We start from the raw sequence: 16,441 nt of genomic DNA on the forward strand, positions 1-16,441 counted from the left end.
CTGGCCATGCGACGACCTGCTCGACCTCGCGTCACCTTACGGGGATCACCCCGACTACCCCGAGACGTAGATCGTTTTACGGGACAACCCTTAGCATTTCAGGGGCACATGTGTCTCGTAGCAAGTCGTGTGAGCGGGCCCGGAGCGTGCTGGGGCCGATACCTCGGCCCCTGTTGCCCAGTCAGCTGCCGCTCGTTTGCCGCCGCCGGGACGAACAGGGGTTCCCTTGGCGGGGATTCCGTAGATTCTTGTCAGAATCAGAACAAGGGGGAGCCGTGGAGGAAAAGGGCAGTGGGTGCGTGATGGTTCTACTGTTCGCCTGCCTGGTGGCGGCGTGGGTCGCTTTCACCGCGCACGTCGAGGACCCGGAGGTGAGATACCCCGAGCACCGCTGCTACCGGCCGGGTACGGCGCTGGAGTGCTGAGTGGCTGCGCACTTCACCGGCTTGACGAACCCCGTCAGCGAAATGTTCCAGGAGCGAGGGAAGAGACAGAGCTGCAGGCCTGAGTCGAGACGGGCGAGCCCGTCTCGCCAAAGGTTCTACGCGGCTTCGAATCGGGTCACTCGATCCAAGTCCTCCAACGCGCCGGCTCCTCACACACACCCGACTCCAGGGCCTGCCGATACGCCTCCTTCCAACTCGTCCCCCCTCCATGCAACAAAACGCACCCCTGAGGGACCGGCTGCAGCCCATACCAACAGGCAGATATCACAAAGATCATTACGAACGCGGCAAGAGGATGCCTCCACGTAGGAGGCCCCGTAAGAGGCTGGATCACCCCAAGACCCTAAACACAACCCCGCACAGACCACTCAGGGGGCGCACCTGGCGCGTCGAGTGCATACGCTCCGCTGGCCAGCTGGCAGCAGTGAGGGGGCCAAGCTCCATCAGCCTGGTCGAGACCGCCCCCTTCGAAGCGGCTACCTGGGCGCTGCGCTCCACCAGAGCGAGCCTGCTCCGCAGGCTCCGGTACTCCCCGCGCTCCGCGCCGAAGCGCTGAGCAGACCCAGCAGAAGTAGCATTCCAAGCAGAATGCTTCAATCTAAATCAGGGCTAGACTCTGGAAAGATCGCCTCGTACCAGATCCACTGACCGCGACACGTGTTGTCGGCGATCAGTGAAACTGCGCACCGTCCAACCAACCTGCGCAATCGGACCCGAAGCTGGGAACTCCGCAGGTCAGACGACTGGCGTGCGCCGTACTCTGCGCAGATTCAGTGAGCCAGCACAGCCGCCAACCCACTCAGCCAACCTGCACAACCCCAGGTCACAAACGTGACGACTGCTCAGATTCACTGACCGGCGACAACCGCCAGCCCGGGAACGATCGGCCCGGCCTGAAGGCCGGGCCCAGCTCCCAGGCCGTGTTGTCCAACAGCTCGGCCTTCAGGGATGACCACAACCCGGCCTCGCTCTCCGGTACGCGGGCCATGTCGGTCATGCGAGCGTCGGGACATCGTCGATGAGGTCGATGACCACGGTGTCCGGGAGGCTGCCGATGGGGCAGTGATGGGGGTGTCGTCGCGGGAGGTGAAGGCGAAGCGCAGAAGAAGGCGATGCGCCCGGGCTGGCGAGCGGCCGCGGTCGGTGCCGTCGAGGACGAGTTCGGCGAAGGTGCGGCCGCTGCTGTGTCTCCAGCGGGCGGCAGACGAGTTGATGGAAGGCTTCGTCGGCGGTGACGTGGGGAAGCTGATGCGTACGCTGACGTCGCAGGCGGAGGCGGTCCGCGCGGTCCCAATGGTCACCGTCTGCGGCCTCGACTCCGCTGCTCTCCATGATGACGCTCGTCTCGACCAGGGCGTAGTCGAGGGCGTTGTCCGGTTCGGGGACGAGGCCCTGGTCCGCGGGGTGGTCAACGGCCGCAGGGTCCCCGGAGACGGCGAGGGCCCCCGCCGTTCGAGACGGCGGGGGCCCTCAAAGTGCCTACGGGTGGTGTCAGTCCTCTCGTCGTACGAAGGAGATCATCGGGCGGGTCCGGCGGACGCGCCGGTTGGTGGCGCGCTGGAGCGCCTGTCCGGCCAGCTTCTGGCGCATCTCGATGGCCTCCAAGACTCGGCGTGCCTGCAGCCACTCGTCGTACTCGGGGTCCTCGGGGCTCATGCCGAGACCGGCGAGGATGCCCTTCATCGCGCTGACGGTCGGCATGACCTTGGCGGTCAGGACGTCGGAGATTGTGGTGGTCGCGACGGGCTGGCCCCGCTTGCCGGCGAGGTGAGACATCGCGGCGTAGGTCGGGTTGTCCTTCCACATGCGCAGTTCACGCAGACCGACCGCGCAGTCGTCCAGGCTGAGGACGGAGGTGGGCTTCATGCGCTGGTAGGCGGCGCGCTGGGCGGCCTCGGCGGGGACGCCGGCCTTGCGGCGCTGGCGCTCAGTGGCGCACATCTCCCATTGCGGGCGCCACTCGTTGGGGTCCTCCCCGAAGGCGGTCAAGTACGCGACCATCGTGTCCCACGACGGGCAGGCTGTGGCCTTCGTGGCGCGGGAGAGAGTCGCCTTGGAGAGGCCGGTGCGCTTCTCCAGGTCGTCGAGGGTGTAATTCTCGGGCCGGAGCTCGTCGAGCTGCCGGGCGAGTCGAGCGGTCTTGCCGGCCTCGGTGCTGATCTTGCGACGGGGTCGTCCTCGCCCCATGGTCGTCCTCCCCTTCGAACCGGGAGTGCCTGAAGGGGAGGCGCACCGTGGTGCGCCTCCCCTTGCAGACACCTCTCAGTTCGCCCGGCCGGGCTGCTCGTCGGCCGGAGCCGTGATGGACAGGGGGACGTGGCGCTCGGGCTCGGCCGAGGCTGGCTCGGCCACGGTCGCCTCGGCCGAGGCGGACTCGACGGCCTTCGCCTTCCGCTTCTTGCGGCGATCGGCCACGAACAGCGCTGTGGCCGTGGCGGCGCCGACCTTCCCGGCGGCCACCGTGACGGCGGCCGCCGTACGCGCCTCGTATCCCAGCTCGACCAGGCCGAGCGTGGCGACGCCGGCGAGGCCGACGGCGCCCAGGGTGACGCCGACCTTGATGACGATGCCCTTGCCCGCCTTGCGCAGGCGGCGGAAGCCGAAGCCCCCGCGGCCGGGCGCGTCGATGACGCACCCGGCGCCGGCTGCGGAAACCGGGAGGTTTCCGTTCCAGTTGATCTTCAACTGGAGCTCCTTTCAGGCGCTCTTACTTGCTATCGACCCGGACGCTTACCGCCCGTTTTCCTTGCGTGTTCGGAGATGCCCTCTCCTCACAAACCGAGAATCGCACGAGCGCATACAGGTCGACAAGTTCCTGATCCACCGGGTACGCAATAAAGGGGAAGTTGATCTAGAAAAGGCTGCGGCTCGGGATAGCAATGGCCAACGCTTTCCTTTTTTCTTGACATTCGTTCAAAAGGTGGGCCGCAGGGTCACGAGGTGGATGCTTTGCCCCGTATGACTAGGTAGAAGCCCCTATACGGACCCTCGGCTCCCGAGTGTGGTGCCGAACATTCACCCTCGGTAAAGTAGCGTTCGACTCAATCGAAAGGCGAAGGATAAGGCTCACGTAAAAGAGGGCGCACTTAACTTGAGAGTCTCTCGCCTTTTCTCCTGCAGCCTGCCACCTTCTCTGTAAGCCGCGCAGGGAAGGCGGAACATCCGGCAAATTCAGTTGCGACTCACGCGTGTCCGGCACGCCGGTTTTTCCAAGCAAAAACCGACCGGGAAGAACTCGAAAATTGCAGGTGGCAGGGTTTTATCGACCGCTTTTTTGCAGGATGTTCGGCACTCGACGGATGAGACGCGTGCGCTTGCTGGATGACAGTTCTATCGGGGAAGGTGGTGGCCTCGGACCGACGGGGGCACCCAGACGTCCGTCCTTTCAGGCGCCTTACTTGACCCGGACAGGCGCCGCCCAACCTGGCCAAATGCCCTGGCCACGGTCGCGGTGCGCAGCGATGTTGCGTGCCGCCCCGACGTGAACGAACGACCGCTCAACCAGCAGTGATCCGGCCGGCACAGACGCCGAGGCCGCGGACGGCACAACGAAAGGGATTGCGATGACGCAGCTGGAGCCACCGGTGCTTCTGTTCACGCTCGTCTCCCTGGCCTGTGCCACCTTCGCCGCGCAGCCTCGCGCTTGCGTGTCCGTGCTCTCCAGGTCCCATGCCACGCGACGGCCGTCACCGGCTTCCAGCTGGGCAGGACCCGGCAGGCAACGCCGCAAGTGGGCCGCCCAGCTACACCCCGGCAGCGGGCCGCGCCAGCGCCCTCCCCGGCCGTAGCCGCCGGACGCCCATCCTGCTGAAGACTCTCCCGCGCCTCTGACAGGGCCATGCGCAAGACGGTAATCCACCGTCCGGACGGCACTTGTACGGCCATTCCCCGGGATGCGGCCATCAGATGGCCGCCGCAGCCAGAGCACCACTGCGCCCGCAGGCCGGTGTCATCAGGCCTGCACCCAGCCCCGCCACACGCCCGGTTGGGCCCTGCCGCGGCATGCCCGGCCCCAGACGCGCCGGCGAGCCCCGGTACCGGGCCTCAAGCGGGCCTGCGGACTCGCAGACCAGGGCCTGCAGCAGGCGCGAGCAACCCGATGCCAAGCGCTCGGGACGGAAGCGTCGGGGTCGCCACCTATACGTGCACGTCGTTCCGCGGCGGCTGGACGCCCCTCAAGGGCGGCATCGGACAGGCACCCCAGCAGGTCCCGGGCAGGACCCCTCGAAGACCGTCACCGTGCACCAGGCACCGCCAGCCGTGCAAGACCCCGCCGGTCATAGCCGCCTGCCGCACAGGGCCTGCAGCCGCCAGAGCCGGCGCCCAAAGCACCTGCTGACCATCCACACTGCGCTTCCCTGTCACCTCCCCTCGGTCCGGCCCTGAACCCCTGTTCGCACCCACCAGCGGCGGCCCGACCGCCCCGCCCCGGAGACAGGCGAGCCCTCGACGCCCAGACCGCCAAGCAGGGACAAGACCGCCGGCCAGCCTCATGCGGGCCCGGCTCCAGACCCTTCCGCCCTGAACACCGCCCCAATCCACGCCGTTCCAACGGCAGCCAGCCGAATGGACTCCAGGTGCACGGCCGGCCCCCACCTGTACGTGCACCGAATCTGTTTTTGCACGCCGTTCGGCCAGATCCGAAAAGTGCCGCTCCACCAGGCCTGGAACCATCAGCTGCACCACGGGAAAGACGACTCCGAGTACCTGGCCACGCCCACGCCGCCGTGGCCTTCTTGACGGCGTCGCCGCGTACTTACGGCGGGCAGGAGGGCATGGCGCCGGGACGCTGCCCGGCCCGGAGGGCGTGGCATAGATCTCATGCCCTTCAGCATGCTGGCTGACTGCCGCGGCAACCAGACATGCTCCGTGGCACTCTCGGCATTCCGACCCCGTCGTACTACCACGCTCCGTGGCAGTAACGAGGTGGTTCGACGCCGCAGGTGCCACGGCCCGTGACACCACGTCCTGCAGCCAGGCGGTCGACGACAGCCCGGACCTGGGGCAGATCACCCCATCGGCGGGTAGCCGATCGCGAGGAGGACCAAGCTGACAACGACGATGCTCATGGCTAGGAGCAGCAGCGGGTCGAAGCCCAGGCGCCGCTGCTACCCCTCGGACACCTACGACGATGAGTGGGCCCTCATCGAACCGCTCCTGCCGGTCCCGGCCTGCGAGACCGTGCAAGGCGGACGGCCGGAGAAGCACCCGCGGCGCGAGATCGTGGACGCAATTCGGTACGTCGTCGACACCGGCTGCAAGTGGCGGGCCCTGCCGAAGGACTTCCCGCCCTGGCGGACGGCTTACAACTTCATGGCCCGCTGGGCGGCAGCCGGGGTGATCGGGCAGATCCGTGACCAGCTCCGCAAGCGCGTCCGCCGGGACATGGGCCGATCGCCCGGGGCCGTCGCCACCATCATCGACTCGCAGTCCGTGAAGGCCGCCGAGACCGTGGGCAAGGACTCGCGCGGCTACGACGCGGCGAAGAAAATCAACGGCCGCAAGCGCCACCTGGTCGTGGACACCAAGGGCCTGCCGCTGTTCGTGATGGTCACCCCGGCCGACATCACCGACCGCGACGCGGCCAAGGAAGTGCTGTTCCGGCTGCGGCTGATGCACCCCGAGATCACGATCGTCTGGGCCGACTCCGCCTACGCCGGACAGCTCGTGACCTGGGCGAAGAAGTACCTGAACCTCACGGTCAAAACGGTGAGCCGGCCCAAGGACGCGAAGGGGTTCGTCGTCCTGCCCCGCCGCTGGGTCGTCGAGAGGTCGATCGCCTGGGTCATGCACGCCCGACGACACGCCCGCGACTACGAACGGCTCATCCAGCACTCCGAGTCACTCATCACCTGGGCCGCGATCACACTGATGACCAGGCGAATCACCCGCCGCACATCCCGCCGGACCGGCCAGCCCGCCTCACGCGAGGCCCAGCGGGACTGACCACGGTCACCGCCGCGAACGCCAACCGCGCCTTCCGACTCACGCACCCTCGCACGGAGCTGCACGGCCCGTCAGCATCTCATCCGCACACCACCGAAACGGATGAAGATGTCGGGCGACACGGAAGTGTCAGCGGTCGGCGACACGTGAGGTGTCAGTGACTCGCTGCGCGGTCTGGTCTCATTCCTGGCGAGCGAATCGGTCGAGTGCCTTGAGTACATGGGCGCGGGTTGTGTCGCTGCCCAGATGGCCTGCGTTGCCGACGATGGTCAGCTCGGCATCGGGCCAGGCGCGGGCGAGTTCCCATGCGGTGTCGAGCGGGCCGGCCAGGTCGAGTCTGCCGTGGACCAGCACACCCGGGATGCCGGCCAGCCGGTGTGCGTCGCGCAGGAGTGTGCCTTCTTCCAGCCAGGCGCCGTGGGAGAAATAGTGGGAGCAGATGCGGACCAGGGCCAGTTGCGCGGTCGGCGGGCGGTCGCCGTAGGGGTTGGAGGTGCCGTTCGTTTCCCCGGACAGGACTGCGTCCTCCCAGGCGCACCAGTCGGCTGTGGCCTTCTCTCGTACTGCGGGGTCGGGATGTTCCATCAGGCGTGCGTAGGCCGCGACGATGTCACCGTCACGCGGTGTGCCGCCAGCTCCCGCTAGGAAGCGTTCCCACTGCTCGGGGAAAAACCGGCCCGCCCCGCGGTAGAGCCAGTCGATCTCGGAGCGCCGGGTGGTGGTGACGGCGGGGATGACGATCTGCGACACCCGCTCCGGGTACGTCTCGGCGTAGGCCAGGATCAGGGTGGAGCCCCACGAGCCGCCGTACAGCAGCCAGCGGTCGATACCCAGGTGCTCCCGCAGCCGCTCCATGTCGGCGATCAGGTGCTGGGTGGTGTTGTGCCGCATGTCGGTCGTGGGTTCGCTCGCGTTGGGGGTGCTGCGGCCACAGCCGCGCTGGTCGAACAGGACGACCCGGTAGCGGTCCGGGTCGAAGTACTGGCGCGCCCCGGTCCCGCATCCTGATCCTGGACCGCCGTGGACGACGAGTGCGGGCTTGCCGTCCGGGTTGCCGCAGACCTCCCAGTACACGAGGTTGCCGTCGCCGACGTCGAGCATCCCCTTCTCGTACGGCTCGACCGGTGGGTACAGCTCGCTCATTTTTCGGATCTCCTGGCAGCTAAATGTGGACAAGGCCTTGTAGTAGACAACACGGCCGAGGTGACTCCGGCACCTGCACGATCGGCGGGGCTGGGCTCTCGGCCAGCGCCTACTGACACGCCTCATGTGGCTGACCACTGACAGCTCGTGCCGTTAGCCACTGACGTTCTGGTGTCGTCCGTCAGAGGAACGGGCCGCAGCCCCGGCAATCCATATCCCCAACATCCACAGGAACGCCCCTGTCATGAACGGCTCAGGAACAGGTACTTAGCTTGCCGTTTAACGTCTGGGCCGGTCCAGGTGGATCAGTCGAGCCAGATGAGCACCGCGTGACTGCTGGATGCGGCGCTCCGGAAGAACTCTGTCAGGGGAGTGAACAGGTCGCTGGCCCACTCCAGAGAGTTCCCATCCAGCAGCGCGGTCCACGAAGTCCGGCCGGTCTCCAGCGCGGCGACGATCGAGTATGGCCAGCCGGGCACCATCTGGTGCTTGCCCTCGCCCCGGCCGAAGGTATGGCAGAAGGAGCGGTCTGAGGAAGAGTCCGCGTCCGGCCGCAGCCACGGGGAGACGTCGACCGCCAGCACCAGCCGACCATCGCCGGCTCGGGGAAACGGGACACTGGTCAGCGCCCATCTGAGTGAACCGATCGGCGATCACCCGCCCAGTGGGTGACAGGGCGGAGGGTCGCATACGGGGTCATGGCCGCAGGAGGCTAGGTTCGGCCCTGCTTGTCATGGCCCTCCGCGAGCAGAACCAAGGAGTCTTCGTGCACCGTGCAGGACGGTTGATCGCAGCGCTGGCAATGGCGGCGAGCGCGCTCGTCATCAACGTGACACAAGCCAACAACGCCCAGGCTGACGGGCTCCTGGGCGACGGGCTCCTCGGAGGCGGGATCCTCACACAGCAGCTGTGTACTCCCGTCCAGTCCGGTGTGGGCAACCAGTTCACCGCGCCCCAGACGACCCAGTGCAACCAGGGCGCGTCGAGCTCGACCACGAGCACGACTCCGAACGCTGGCGGCCCCGTGACCGGATACGAGGTGCTAAACGGCTCTGATCAGTGCGAGCGCTTTCAATTCTGCTTCGTGCAGCTCACGTGCCCGACCGGAAAGAGGGTCGTCGGCGGCGGGTTCCAGGTCTCGAGCATTGCCGAGTACAAGCTCGTACGCAACACCGCGACCGAGGACGGCCAGGGATGGATCGTGGAGGTAATTAACGAAGCCGAACCGACCGCCCCGACCCTCACGCTGTTCGCGCGAACCAGCTGTGTAAACGTGACCCCATGATCCAAGGCCCGGCGGGGCGGGCGTTCATGGCGGTAGCATGCGCTCAGTGTGCTGATCCTCAATGCCGCTTGTCAGCCTGTTCTGCGGGGTTTGGTGCCGACCTTGTGGTGTGCGGGTCGGGTGTAAGACTCGCCGGTGGCGAGGACACGTCCGATGTCGTAGCGGGTGGCAGGCTGTCGGTTCTTCGAGCCGAGCGGTCGGCCGGGGCCGGGTCGGGTGGGTTTCGGTGCACCCGCTGGCGTGCCGGTCTTCGCCCGCAGGTTCCTGAACCCCCGGCGGACCCGGGCTGGGGTGAGTCTGTTCGGTTCCGCCGGCCGCTCCCACGGCCGGCGGAGATCGCACGCGAGCGGGCGGGCGAGGCGGAGCTGGGCGTGTGCAGCCAGGACGAGCCAGGTCCAGCGGTCGGCCGCTTCCGAGTCCCGCAGCTTGGGCCGGGTCCAGCCGAGAGTCTGCTTGAGCAGCCGAAACGTGTGCTCCACGTCGAACCTCCGCAGGAACGAATGCCAGCACCGGTCAACGTCCTCCGTGGCGGCGTTGGTGCCCGACCACCACAGCCAGACGGGCTTGTTCACCCCGCCGCTGGGCAGCTTCTCGACCGTCAACCGAATCACGATGCCTTCGATGATGGGCAACGGTCCCTCGTGGTCGCACCATGCCGCCCGGCGGGTCAGTCTGGGATGGAGCCGATCCCAGGCCTGTGCGGTTGCGGTCCCGTAGCGGTCGGTGTTGGTGACAGTGACCGCGGTGGCCTCACCCCAGGTCTCAGGCCGGCCGAAGACGAACTCACCGCCGTGCTTGGGCGGGCGTCCGCCTTGCGGCGGGCAGATCCACGGCACCGGGACGGCTTTGCGCATCACCCGGTCCGAACGGAGCCGGCCCAGCACCTCGACGGGGAGATCGGCGAGGAGGTAGGCGATGCGGGGTGCGTCGTAGCCGGCGTCGAGGACGACCAAGACACTCGGGTCGCCCTCCCGCCACTGGCCGACGTCCACGAGGCGGTCGACGACGTCGCGAATCTGTCCGGCGGTAACCGCGGCAAGGTCGGCGCCGGGCTCAAGCCTGATCGCGTCCAGCAGGGCGGTCCACGAGGTCCGGCCCGTCTCCAGCGCGGCGACGATCGAGTACGGCCAGCCGGGCACCATCTGGTGCTTGCCCTCGCCCCGGCCGAAGGTATGGCAGAACGAGCGGTCCGAGCAGGTATCGGCGTCCGGCCGCAGCCACGGCGAGACGTCCACGGCCAACACCAGGCGGCCGCTTCCCGTCCGGGGCAACGGCACACCCGCCAAGGCCCTCCGCAGCCGGGCAACGTCGATCCGGCCCCGGTTCAACCCGGAGTACAAGGCCCCGTGACCACGGCGGTGTTCCGGCGCGAGTGCCAGGTCCACGAGGGTACGGACAGGTCCGTCGGTGCACAGCAGTGCATCGCACAGCTCGAACAACGCATCGCTCCGTGAGACCAGGCACGCGTACAGCTCCGACCGGAACCCCGACACGACCCCCAGCGCGTCTCGTTGAACACTGTGCTCGACCAGTCCCACGATCCCAGCCTCCGTGCCGCAGCGAACCTGGTCACAGCATCGGACCCCGGCCTCTCACACGTCTGGTGAACAGCGGAAACGCCGAACAAGTTCGAGCCTCGTTCGGCTCCGAACCTTAAACGGCAAGCTTAGGGAACGTCGCCGCGCCACACGAACCGGCCGACGTCGCCGGAGCCGGAGACCGGTTCGGCCGGCGCGTACTCGGAGCGGCCTCCGGGGCCGAACCACCCGTGCTCCGACATCAGCAGCGCCCCGTCCACCACCTCCTGTGGCGGCCAGCCGGTGACGTCGAGCAGCATCCCGTCCAGGGGGCCGCCCACCAGTTCCACATAGTCGTGGCCCGGCCGCGGCCCGCGCTCCGGCTCGTCCGGCTCCGACCCGAACACCCACCGGTTCCACCACGCCGCATCCACCCGCCCAGCCTTCCACCCCGGGCCGGCGGCCGGGGGTGGGAGCCTGTGTGGGTCTCCGGACGGGTGAACCGCGCGGCTACCGGCCGCCCATACTCTCACCGGCCCGCGCGCTGTTCCTCCGCCTCCGCCCGGCGCAGCCCTCCCGCCAGCTCCGCGCAGCGCAGTCCCCCGCCGGGGTGCCACTCCATCACCGGAGCCACCGCGTCGCCGTGTTCCTCACACCACCCCACCGGAACGACCCCGCCGCACTCCTGGCGCCGGCAGACGCAGGCCTCGCCCGGGGCCGTGTGCGCCACCGCGTGACGCAACACCCCGCCCACCGACCTCGGCGAGGCCGCGCCCCGCAGCCGGGCCGGCCACGCCAGAGTGACCCGCAGACCCCCGCGCCCCGCCCGGAACCGGCCGACTAGCCGCGCCTCGCCCGGCACCGCCACCGCCTCCGCACCCGGCACCGTCAGTCGGCGCAGCGTCGCGCCGGACTCCCCGGCCGCCAGCGTGGCGAGGGCGTCGGCGTCCTCGTCGGTGGACCAGCCCGACGACCGGTCCTCCCCCTCAGAACGGGTCGTCGAGCCGGAACGTCCTCGTACCACCGCCGTGGCACGCCATCAGGAGTGATGCCGTCGGCGTCCGGGTGGGAACCTCGATCTTGTCGTGGGCCAGGAGCCACGCCAGCACAGCGGCTCGGTCGAACTGCGGGTGGACGTCGGTGCCACCGACAGGGGCGGGGAAGTCGTCGTGGCGGCGGCGCCACTGCACCACCGCGGCCCGCCCCACCCGGGCGATCTGCGCCACCCCCGCCAACAGCAGCCGGTATTCGCCCGGGACGACCGGGGCAAGGCCAGCGAGCGGGGACCGGCGCCCGCCCGCCACCGTGCGCGCCGCCCGCCAGTCCACCCCCGGCCACACCACCGGCAACAGAGCCACCTCCTCCGCGTTGTAGAGGGGCACGGTCGTGACGCCGCCGTGGTGCTTGTACTCGATGTCCACCGACCCGGCCGGCGCGATGAACCCGAGCTTCACCAACACGTCGAAATCGACCCGCCTCACGCCGCCTGGTCAGGGCCCAACGGCACATACCGGTCCAGCAGCACGGGCAGGTCCCGGCGCCGGCCGAGGGCCGCGACCTGATCGGGGTGGACGTCGGGGAACTCCACATCCCCGCCCAGGTAGACCAGCAGTCCCGCCTTCACGAGACGGCCCACCGCCGACGCGGTCACCCGCGGCCGGCAGCGCGGCAGCGGGACGCCCAACGCCTCCGTCAGCCGGTCCGCCGCCCACCCCGCGCCCACCAGGCCCCGCAGCGCCGCACGGACCGCCTCCGCGTCGGCGGCCTCCACCACCACCCGCGACCACAACCCCGACCCGGCGTCCGCCGGCGGGACCAGGCCCGTCCCGGCCGCCCACCGCCAGGCCGCCACCGGCACCCGCAACCGGCCCGCAGCCCCGTACTCGTCATAGCTCTCACGCCGCACAGCCATCACGAACCACACCCCAATCGCACAACGGGCGGCCCGCCAACCGGGCCGCGCCGGAAACATGCCAAACCATCCAGAATAGTGTCAATAGCCCTGGTTTCAGGCCGAGTTGGCGGTGCACCGCACAAGCCGCGTACGCGTACGCGAGGCCCTCACATCACCTGGACGGGTGAACCGCGGCACCCCCGCCCGGCCACCCGGGGGGCGCCGCCCGCAGGCGACGCCCCGGCTCCCGGCGGAACCGCTTGCACAGCTACGGCGCGCGGAACCAATCCACCGCGCGAGGCCGCGAAGAATTTTGTGATCAACGCGAATCGCAAAAAAGTCATTGATGGCGCGTGATGTTTTCCGCGTTCACTGCATAGAGCTGTTCAGGGATATAACACGGTGTCCTTCTAGTCCGAAAACCTTCTTAATGGGTAAGAAGGAAACGGGGGAGGTTTTTCATGATCAGTACCAAGAGCTTCCACAACGCCCCGAACCGCGACCGCGAGCACGCGATCAGCCGGGACGCCGCGCTGGTCGAACAGCTGAGGGAGGTCAACTTCAGCGGGCACCTGTACGGGGACTTCCAGCGCAAGCTGATGGCCCATACCTGGCCGCAGCTGCTCGGCATGGCGCGGAGCGGCAAGCTCGCCTCGGCCTGCACCAGCCAGTTCGCCGCCATGGGCCGCGAGTTCTATGTCGAGGCCGAGCACCAGGCGATCCTGCACGGCAACAGCGCCGTGCGCGAAGAGATCTGCCTGGACGTCCTGATGGGGGCGCTGAAGCCCTTCCGCGAGAACGGCCTGCGCGGCGGCGGCTGGGACCCCGAGCACAAGGACGCCCTGTCCCTGACCTCCTACTTCATCAGGCAGTGCATCTGGAAGTTCGCCGACGTCTACCGCGAGCGGCGGCGCGAGTGGAACCGCCTGGTCTACGACATCATCGCGCTGGACGAGGAGATGCTCTACCGCGTCCTCGTCAACACCATGCCCGAGCCCGACGCCATCGTGCACAGCAGCGACATCATGCGGGTGCTCAAGACGCGCTCCAAGACCGAGCAGACCATCGCCGTCCTCACCGCGATGGGCGACACCGACAGCCAGATCGTCGAGCGGCTCAACTCCTCGCTCGGTGCGGTCCGTAACGCTCGCTACCGCCTGCGCAAGGCCATGCGCGCGGCCGCGCGGAACGGCGAGATCGAGGTTCCCCGCGCCTGGCTGGCCCCGAAGCCGGCGCGCCGCGGAAAGGAGACGGCCGCGTGAGCCCGCAGCAGCTGCCCATGTTCCTCATGGCCGTGACCCTCGGCCTCCTCGCCGCCGCCGTGCTCGGCATCGTCGTGTTCGGGATCGCCCGCGCTCTGCGAACCCCGGTCACCGGCTCCATCGGCTGGGCCAGCGGCACCTTCGCCTTCGCCCTTACCACGTACATCACACTGCTGACCCTGGTTCTGCCCAAGTAGCGATGTCGCAGCTGCCGCCGCTTCATCTCCAGGCGCGCGACAAGCTCAACGACCGGACATACCGGCCGAGGGGCGCACGGCGAAGGGGCCGCCACCCCGTTGTGGGTGGCGGCCCCTTCGCCGCGTCGCCGGCCGCGGTCACGGAGCGGGAGTGAACTCCACCTCCGTGCCGCCACAGCCCGCCGCGATGTCCCACAGCCGCTCCCGCTCCGCCTCATCCACCGCCAGGCCCCAGCGCAGCTTCGTCGCCGTCCACTCCGCGCCGTACCGGCACAGCGCCTCCGACGACGGCGGCAGCCACTGGGCCGGATCCTGATCAGCCTTCGACCTGTTCGACCACGCCGACACCGCCACCAGCGAAGCGTCCTGACCGAGGTCGTTCGCGTACGCCTCCCGACGCGCCGCCGTCCAGCCGGAGGCCCCAGCTGGCAGGGAGCGTCATTCGAGACGTGCGGTATTCCTGTCTGGTCCAGGTGGTTGAGGGTTTCGGGCCGGCCTGCCCGTTGATGCGGTTGTGGCCCGGCAGGAGGGCGAGTGCCCCGGTTTCGATGGGCGTCAGGAGCGTGTGCCGGCCTCGCTCCGCTTCATGTAACCGCCAGGAGGACATCCCGCGTCCGGGTCCTCTGTAGGGCACATGCTGGGATCCTCTGTATCTCCGAAGTCCCCGTAGAGGTAGACCCACACCGTGCACGATGGATCCTCAGTGAAGAACAGCCGAAGGTCACTGCCACGTGTGGCGGTCTCGTCGGGGACCATGATGCCGCCGCCTTTGGGGCTGGCGTAGAAGGCCCAGCGGCCATTGGACAGATTCTCGGGATGGGCGCAGTCAGCCATCGCTTTGACCTTGTCGAATCCCGTTCCGGTGAAGGTGTGTTCCTTCGAGAAGGTCAGGGACGTCCCTGCTGGGCTGGTCCACGTCCCTACCAGCTGCTCCTGCGGAATCACCGCCGCATGGATGGCTGCGCCGTACCCGCAAGACGCTGTGAGAACTACACCAGTTATCGCGAGAACGATCGCACGCCATCCGCGCATGTTCACAGACCTCTCCCCAGAGGTTGGATGTCCGGCCCCGCGGCCGCACGCGCTCTTATTTGAACATGCTCAAAACTTGCGCTTCCTCCGGGGTCCCTACAACCAACGCCTCGCAGAGGGCGGGGGTCGGTTCCAGCGCCCGGACGTTGACCGGCGCCACCAGACCGATCCCGCCCGGCGCATCGACAGAAACCACACCAGCTCCCACGGTTGCGTCAGATGCAACATCGTGGCGTTGAACCGGGAGCTCCCAAGGCAGAAGGCCCCGTCATCACCTGGACAAGCGGCAGCCAAACCTCCCCGACCAGGTCAGAAGCGATTCACCGAGCCAGGCGGAATGATGCAGCCGAGACGACTCCGCCTACTTGCTGTCCCACGCTTCCGCGAGCGGAACCATGTGGTCAATGTCCAGCTTGGAGGCCTCGGTGACGGTGGTGTCGTCGTAGTACGACCACCACACCCCACCCGTCAGCGCGCAGCCCGGACCGATCTCCGGGTACTCCACCGCCTCCGACAGCAAAACCTCCGCCCTCGCGTTACAGCCATCCGCCGGGATCTCGCCGGCGTTCCAGTGCTTGAAGCTGGTCCGCTGGTAGCCGGTGCGGTCCTCGATGGCGAGCGGGAGCGCGGAGACCGCAGCCCCCATCGGCAGGACCTCGGCACGGAGTGGCGCACAGCGGTGTCCGCGGTTGCGGTGGCGGCGGGGAGGGACAGGGCGAGGGCAGCGGCAGCCGCAGTCGCGGCCCGCATCATCGTGATCATCACGGCGGTGGTTGTACCGGCCGCCAACACGGCTGCGACAGGCCCCGGACGGGCAGTTCACCCGCCCGGGGCGCCGGATTCACCGCCGAAACGCCACTGCATTCCCGCCTACGCCCCTCAGGCCACCGCTATTTCCGCCACATGCAGGGCTGCCCATGCATCACGCGGCAATGACCCAGGGGGGACGAAGCGCGAGTTTCCACGACCGACCGCCCCCCCCTCTCGCCCGGGCCGGGAAAGGTGAAGTCGTACGGGCGACTCCATGCTCTGGGCAACCTGTTCGAAGAAGCCTTCGAGCTTGGAGTGCAGGCGCCCGGTGTCAAAGGTCTGGGTGATCTCCTCGAAGGCGTCTGCCCACAGGTCCAGTTCGCGCCCGGCCATGCCGCAGGCAGTGAGGAAGGCGATCATCTGCTGACGGCTAACTGGCAGCGCCTCCCGGTTGACGATCCGGCTGGCGGAGCTGACTGGCAGCATGTGCTTACCACCCGCGAGTTCTGCGAGGCGGCGCAGAGACGGCGCGCCGGCCGCTTCATAGAAGTACTCCAGTGCCGCGCTCAGCTCCCGCCGGCCGTCGATGAACTGCGGCAACCCCGGCTTTCGCAGCTTCGCGAGTCTGCCCCTGTCGGCGATCCGGGCCCTCAGCCAGAGCCAACGCAGTGCTTCCGGATGACCTCCACACGCGCTGGCGATGGTCCGTACCGTGTCCTCGGCCGGGACGGTCTTGCCCGACGCCGCGCGCTTGAGCGTGGCTGCCGACAGACCGGTCTTCTCCGCGAGCGCGTCGTAGCTCAGGCCAGCCTCGGCCCGGCACCATCGCAGGGCTGCCGCCAGTTCGCCGCGTTCGGGCACGGTGTGGTCCACGGAGCTTCCGCCAACCTGAAGTCGCAGGTCAAAGGGCTGGTGTGACCAGCTTTCGCGGTGCTCACGCTGCTCGTGGACGGGAGCCCATTGAGAAGA

The 16,441-nt window shown here is 68.3% G+C and carries 16 protein-coding genes and 2 pseudogenes; 5 read left to right on the top strand and 13 right to left on the bottom strand.

The annotated features are described in order from the left end of the window. Positions 1 to 302: 302 nt before the first annotated feature. Positions 303 to 425 (top strand): hypothetical protein, encoded by a 123-nt coding sequence (locus tag ACFYOB_RS40440; protein ID WP_388569768.1) that lies wholly within the window; start codon positions 303 to 305, stop codon positions 423 to 425. A gap of 1,512 nt (positions 426 to 1,937) precedes the next feature. Here ACFYOB_RS40440 and ACFYOB_RS40445 read toward each other — a convergent pair. After that, entirely contained in the window at positions 1,938 to 2,633 is a 696-nt protein-coding gene (locus ACFYOB_RS40445; RefSeq protein ID WP_388569770.1) for a helix-turn-helix domain-containing protein, read from the bottom strand. Between the two features lie 75 nt (positions 2,634 to 2,708). Continuing rightward, complete coding sequence (locus ACFYOB_RS40450) at positions 2,709 to 3,131, bottom strand: hypothetical protein (protein ID WP_388569773.1); 423 nt, start codon at positions 3,129 to 3,131, stop codon at positions 2,709 to 2,711. A gap of 2,382 nt (positions 3,132 to 5,513) precedes the next feature. On the opposite strand from ACFYOB_RS40450, the gene ACFYOB_RS40455 reads away from it, so the two are divergent. Beyond that, on the top strand, positions 5,514 to 6,392 hold the full coding sequence (locus ACFYOB_RS40455; protein WP_388569775.1) for an IS5 family transposase: 879 nt from the start codon (positions 5,514 to 5,516) through the stop codon (positions 6,390 to 6,392). A 180-nt stretch (positions 6,393 to 6,572) separates the two neighbouring features. Here the strand turns inward: ACFYOB_RS40455 and pip are convergent, their stop codons facing one another. After that, on the bottom strand, positions 6,573 to 7,535 hold the full coding sequence (pip, locus tag ACFYOB_RS40460) for a prolyl aminopeptidase (RefSeq protein ID WP_388569777.1): 963 nt from the start codon (positions 7,533 to 7,535) through the stop codon (positions 6,573 to 6,575). Positions 7,536 to 7,935: 400 nt separating this feature from the next. After that, positions 7,936 to 8,173: pseudogene (locus tag ACFYOB_RS40465) on the bottom strand (transposase); the annotation flags it as partial. A 128-nt stretch (positions 8,174 to 8,301) separates the two neighbouring features. On the opposite strand from ACFYOB_RS40465, the gene ACFYOB_RS40470 reads away from it, so the two are divergent. Continuing rightward, the gene (locus ACFYOB_RS40470; protein WP_388569779.1) at positions 8,302 to 8,820 is read left to right on the top strand and encodes a hypothetical protein; all 519 of its coding nucleotides are present in this window, start codon (positions 8,302 to 8,304) and stop codon (positions 8,818 to 8,820) included. Between the two features lie 71 nt (positions 8,821 to 8,891). Here ACFYOB_RS40470 and ACFYOB_RS40475 read toward each other — a convergent pair whose 3' ends face one another. The 5 genes from ACFYOB_RS40475 to ACFYOB_RS40495 form a co-directional block, all read right to left on the bottom strand. Beyond that, entirely contained in the window at positions 8,892 to 10,358 is a 1,467-nt protein-coding gene (locus tag ACFYOB_RS40475; RefSeq protein WP_388569781.1) for an NF041680 family putative transposase, read from the bottom strand. A 128-nt stretch (positions 10,359 to 10,486) separates the two neighbouring features. Continuing rightward, positions 10,487 to 10,771, bottom strand: a complete 285-nt coding sequence (locus ACFYOB_RS40480) for a hypothetical protein (RefSeq protein WP_388569783.1) — start codon at positions 10,769 to 10,771, stop codon at positions 10,487 to 10,489. A 95-nt stretch (positions 10,772 to 10,866) separates the two neighbouring features. Then, entirely contained in the window at positions 10,867 to 11,361 is a 495-nt protein-coding gene (locus ACFYOB_RS40485) for a hypothetical protein (protein ID WP_388569786.1), read from the bottom strand. Continuing rightward, on the bottom strand, positions 11,324 to 11,797 hold the full coding sequence (locus ACFYOB_RS40490; RefSeq protein ID WP_388569789.1) for a hypothetical protein: 474 nt from the start codon (positions 11,795 to 11,797) through the stop codon (positions 11,324 to 11,326). The genes ACFYOB_RS40485 and ACFYOB_RS40490 overlap by 38 nt, the downstream gene beginning before the upstream one ends. Positions 11,798 to 11,814: 17 nt before the next feature. Further along, entirely contained in the window at positions 11,815 to 12,249 is a 435-nt protein-coding gene (locus ACFYOB_RS40495; RefSeq protein WP_388569792.1) for a hypothetical protein, read from the bottom strand. Between the two features lie 443 nt (positions 12,250 to 12,692). Here ACFYOB_RS40495 and ACFYOB_RS40500 point away from each other — a divergent pair, with 443 nt between their 5' ends. Both ACFYOB_RS40500 and ACFYOB_RS40505 read left to right on the top strand, forming a co-directional pair. After that, on the top strand, positions 12,693 to 13,493 hold the full coding sequence (locus ACFYOB_RS40500) for a hypothetical protein (protein ID WP_388569794.1): 801 nt from the start codon (positions 12,693 to 12,695) through the stop codon (positions 13,491 to 13,493). Beyond that, entirely contained in the window at positions 13,490 to 13,690 is a 201-nt protein-coding gene (locus tag ACFYOB_RS40505) for a hypothetical protein (RefSeq protein WP_388569797.1), read from the top strand. The genes ACFYOB_RS40500 and ACFYOB_RS40505 overlap by 4 nt, the downstream gene beginning before the upstream one ends. A gap of 138 nt (positions 13,691 to 13,828) precedes the next feature. On the opposite strand, the pseudogene ACFYOB_RS40510 reads toward ACFYOB_RS40505, so the two are convergent. From ACFYOB_RS40510 to ACFYOB_RS40525, 4 genes and pseudogenes are all read right to left on the bottom strand, one after another. Continuing rightward, positions 13,829 to 14,116 (bottom strand): annotated as a pseudogene (locus ACFYOB_RS40510) (HNH endonuclease); the annotation flags it as partial. 129 nt (positions 14,117 to 14,245) lie between these two features. After that, positions 14,246 to 14,728: a hypothetical protein gene (locus ACFYOB_RS40515; protein WP_388569799.1), complete on the bottom strand. Its 483-nt coding sequence runs from the start codon at positions 14,726 to 14,728 to the stop codon at positions 14,246 to 14,248. Between the two features lie 355 nt (positions 14,729 to 15,083). Continuing rightward, positions 15,084 to 15,368 carry a hypothetical protein gene (locus tag ACFYOB_RS40520; protein ID WP_388569802.1) on the bottom strand — a complete coding sequence of 95 codons (285 nt, stop codon included), beginning with the start codon at positions 15,366 to 15,368 and terminating at the stop codon, positions 15,084 to 15,086. A gap of 233 nt (positions 15,369 to 15,601) precedes the next feature. After that, a partial coding sequence (locus tag ACFYOB_RS40525; protein ID WP_388569805.1) for a helix-turn-helix domain-containing protein occupies positions 15,602 to 16,441 on the bottom strand: 840 nt, incomplete at its 5' end.

The sequence above is a fragment of the Streptomyces sp. NPDC006463 genome (assembly GCF_042870715.1).
GTDB lineage: Bacteria > Actinomycetota > Actinomycetes > Streptomycetales > Streptomycetaceae > Streptomyces.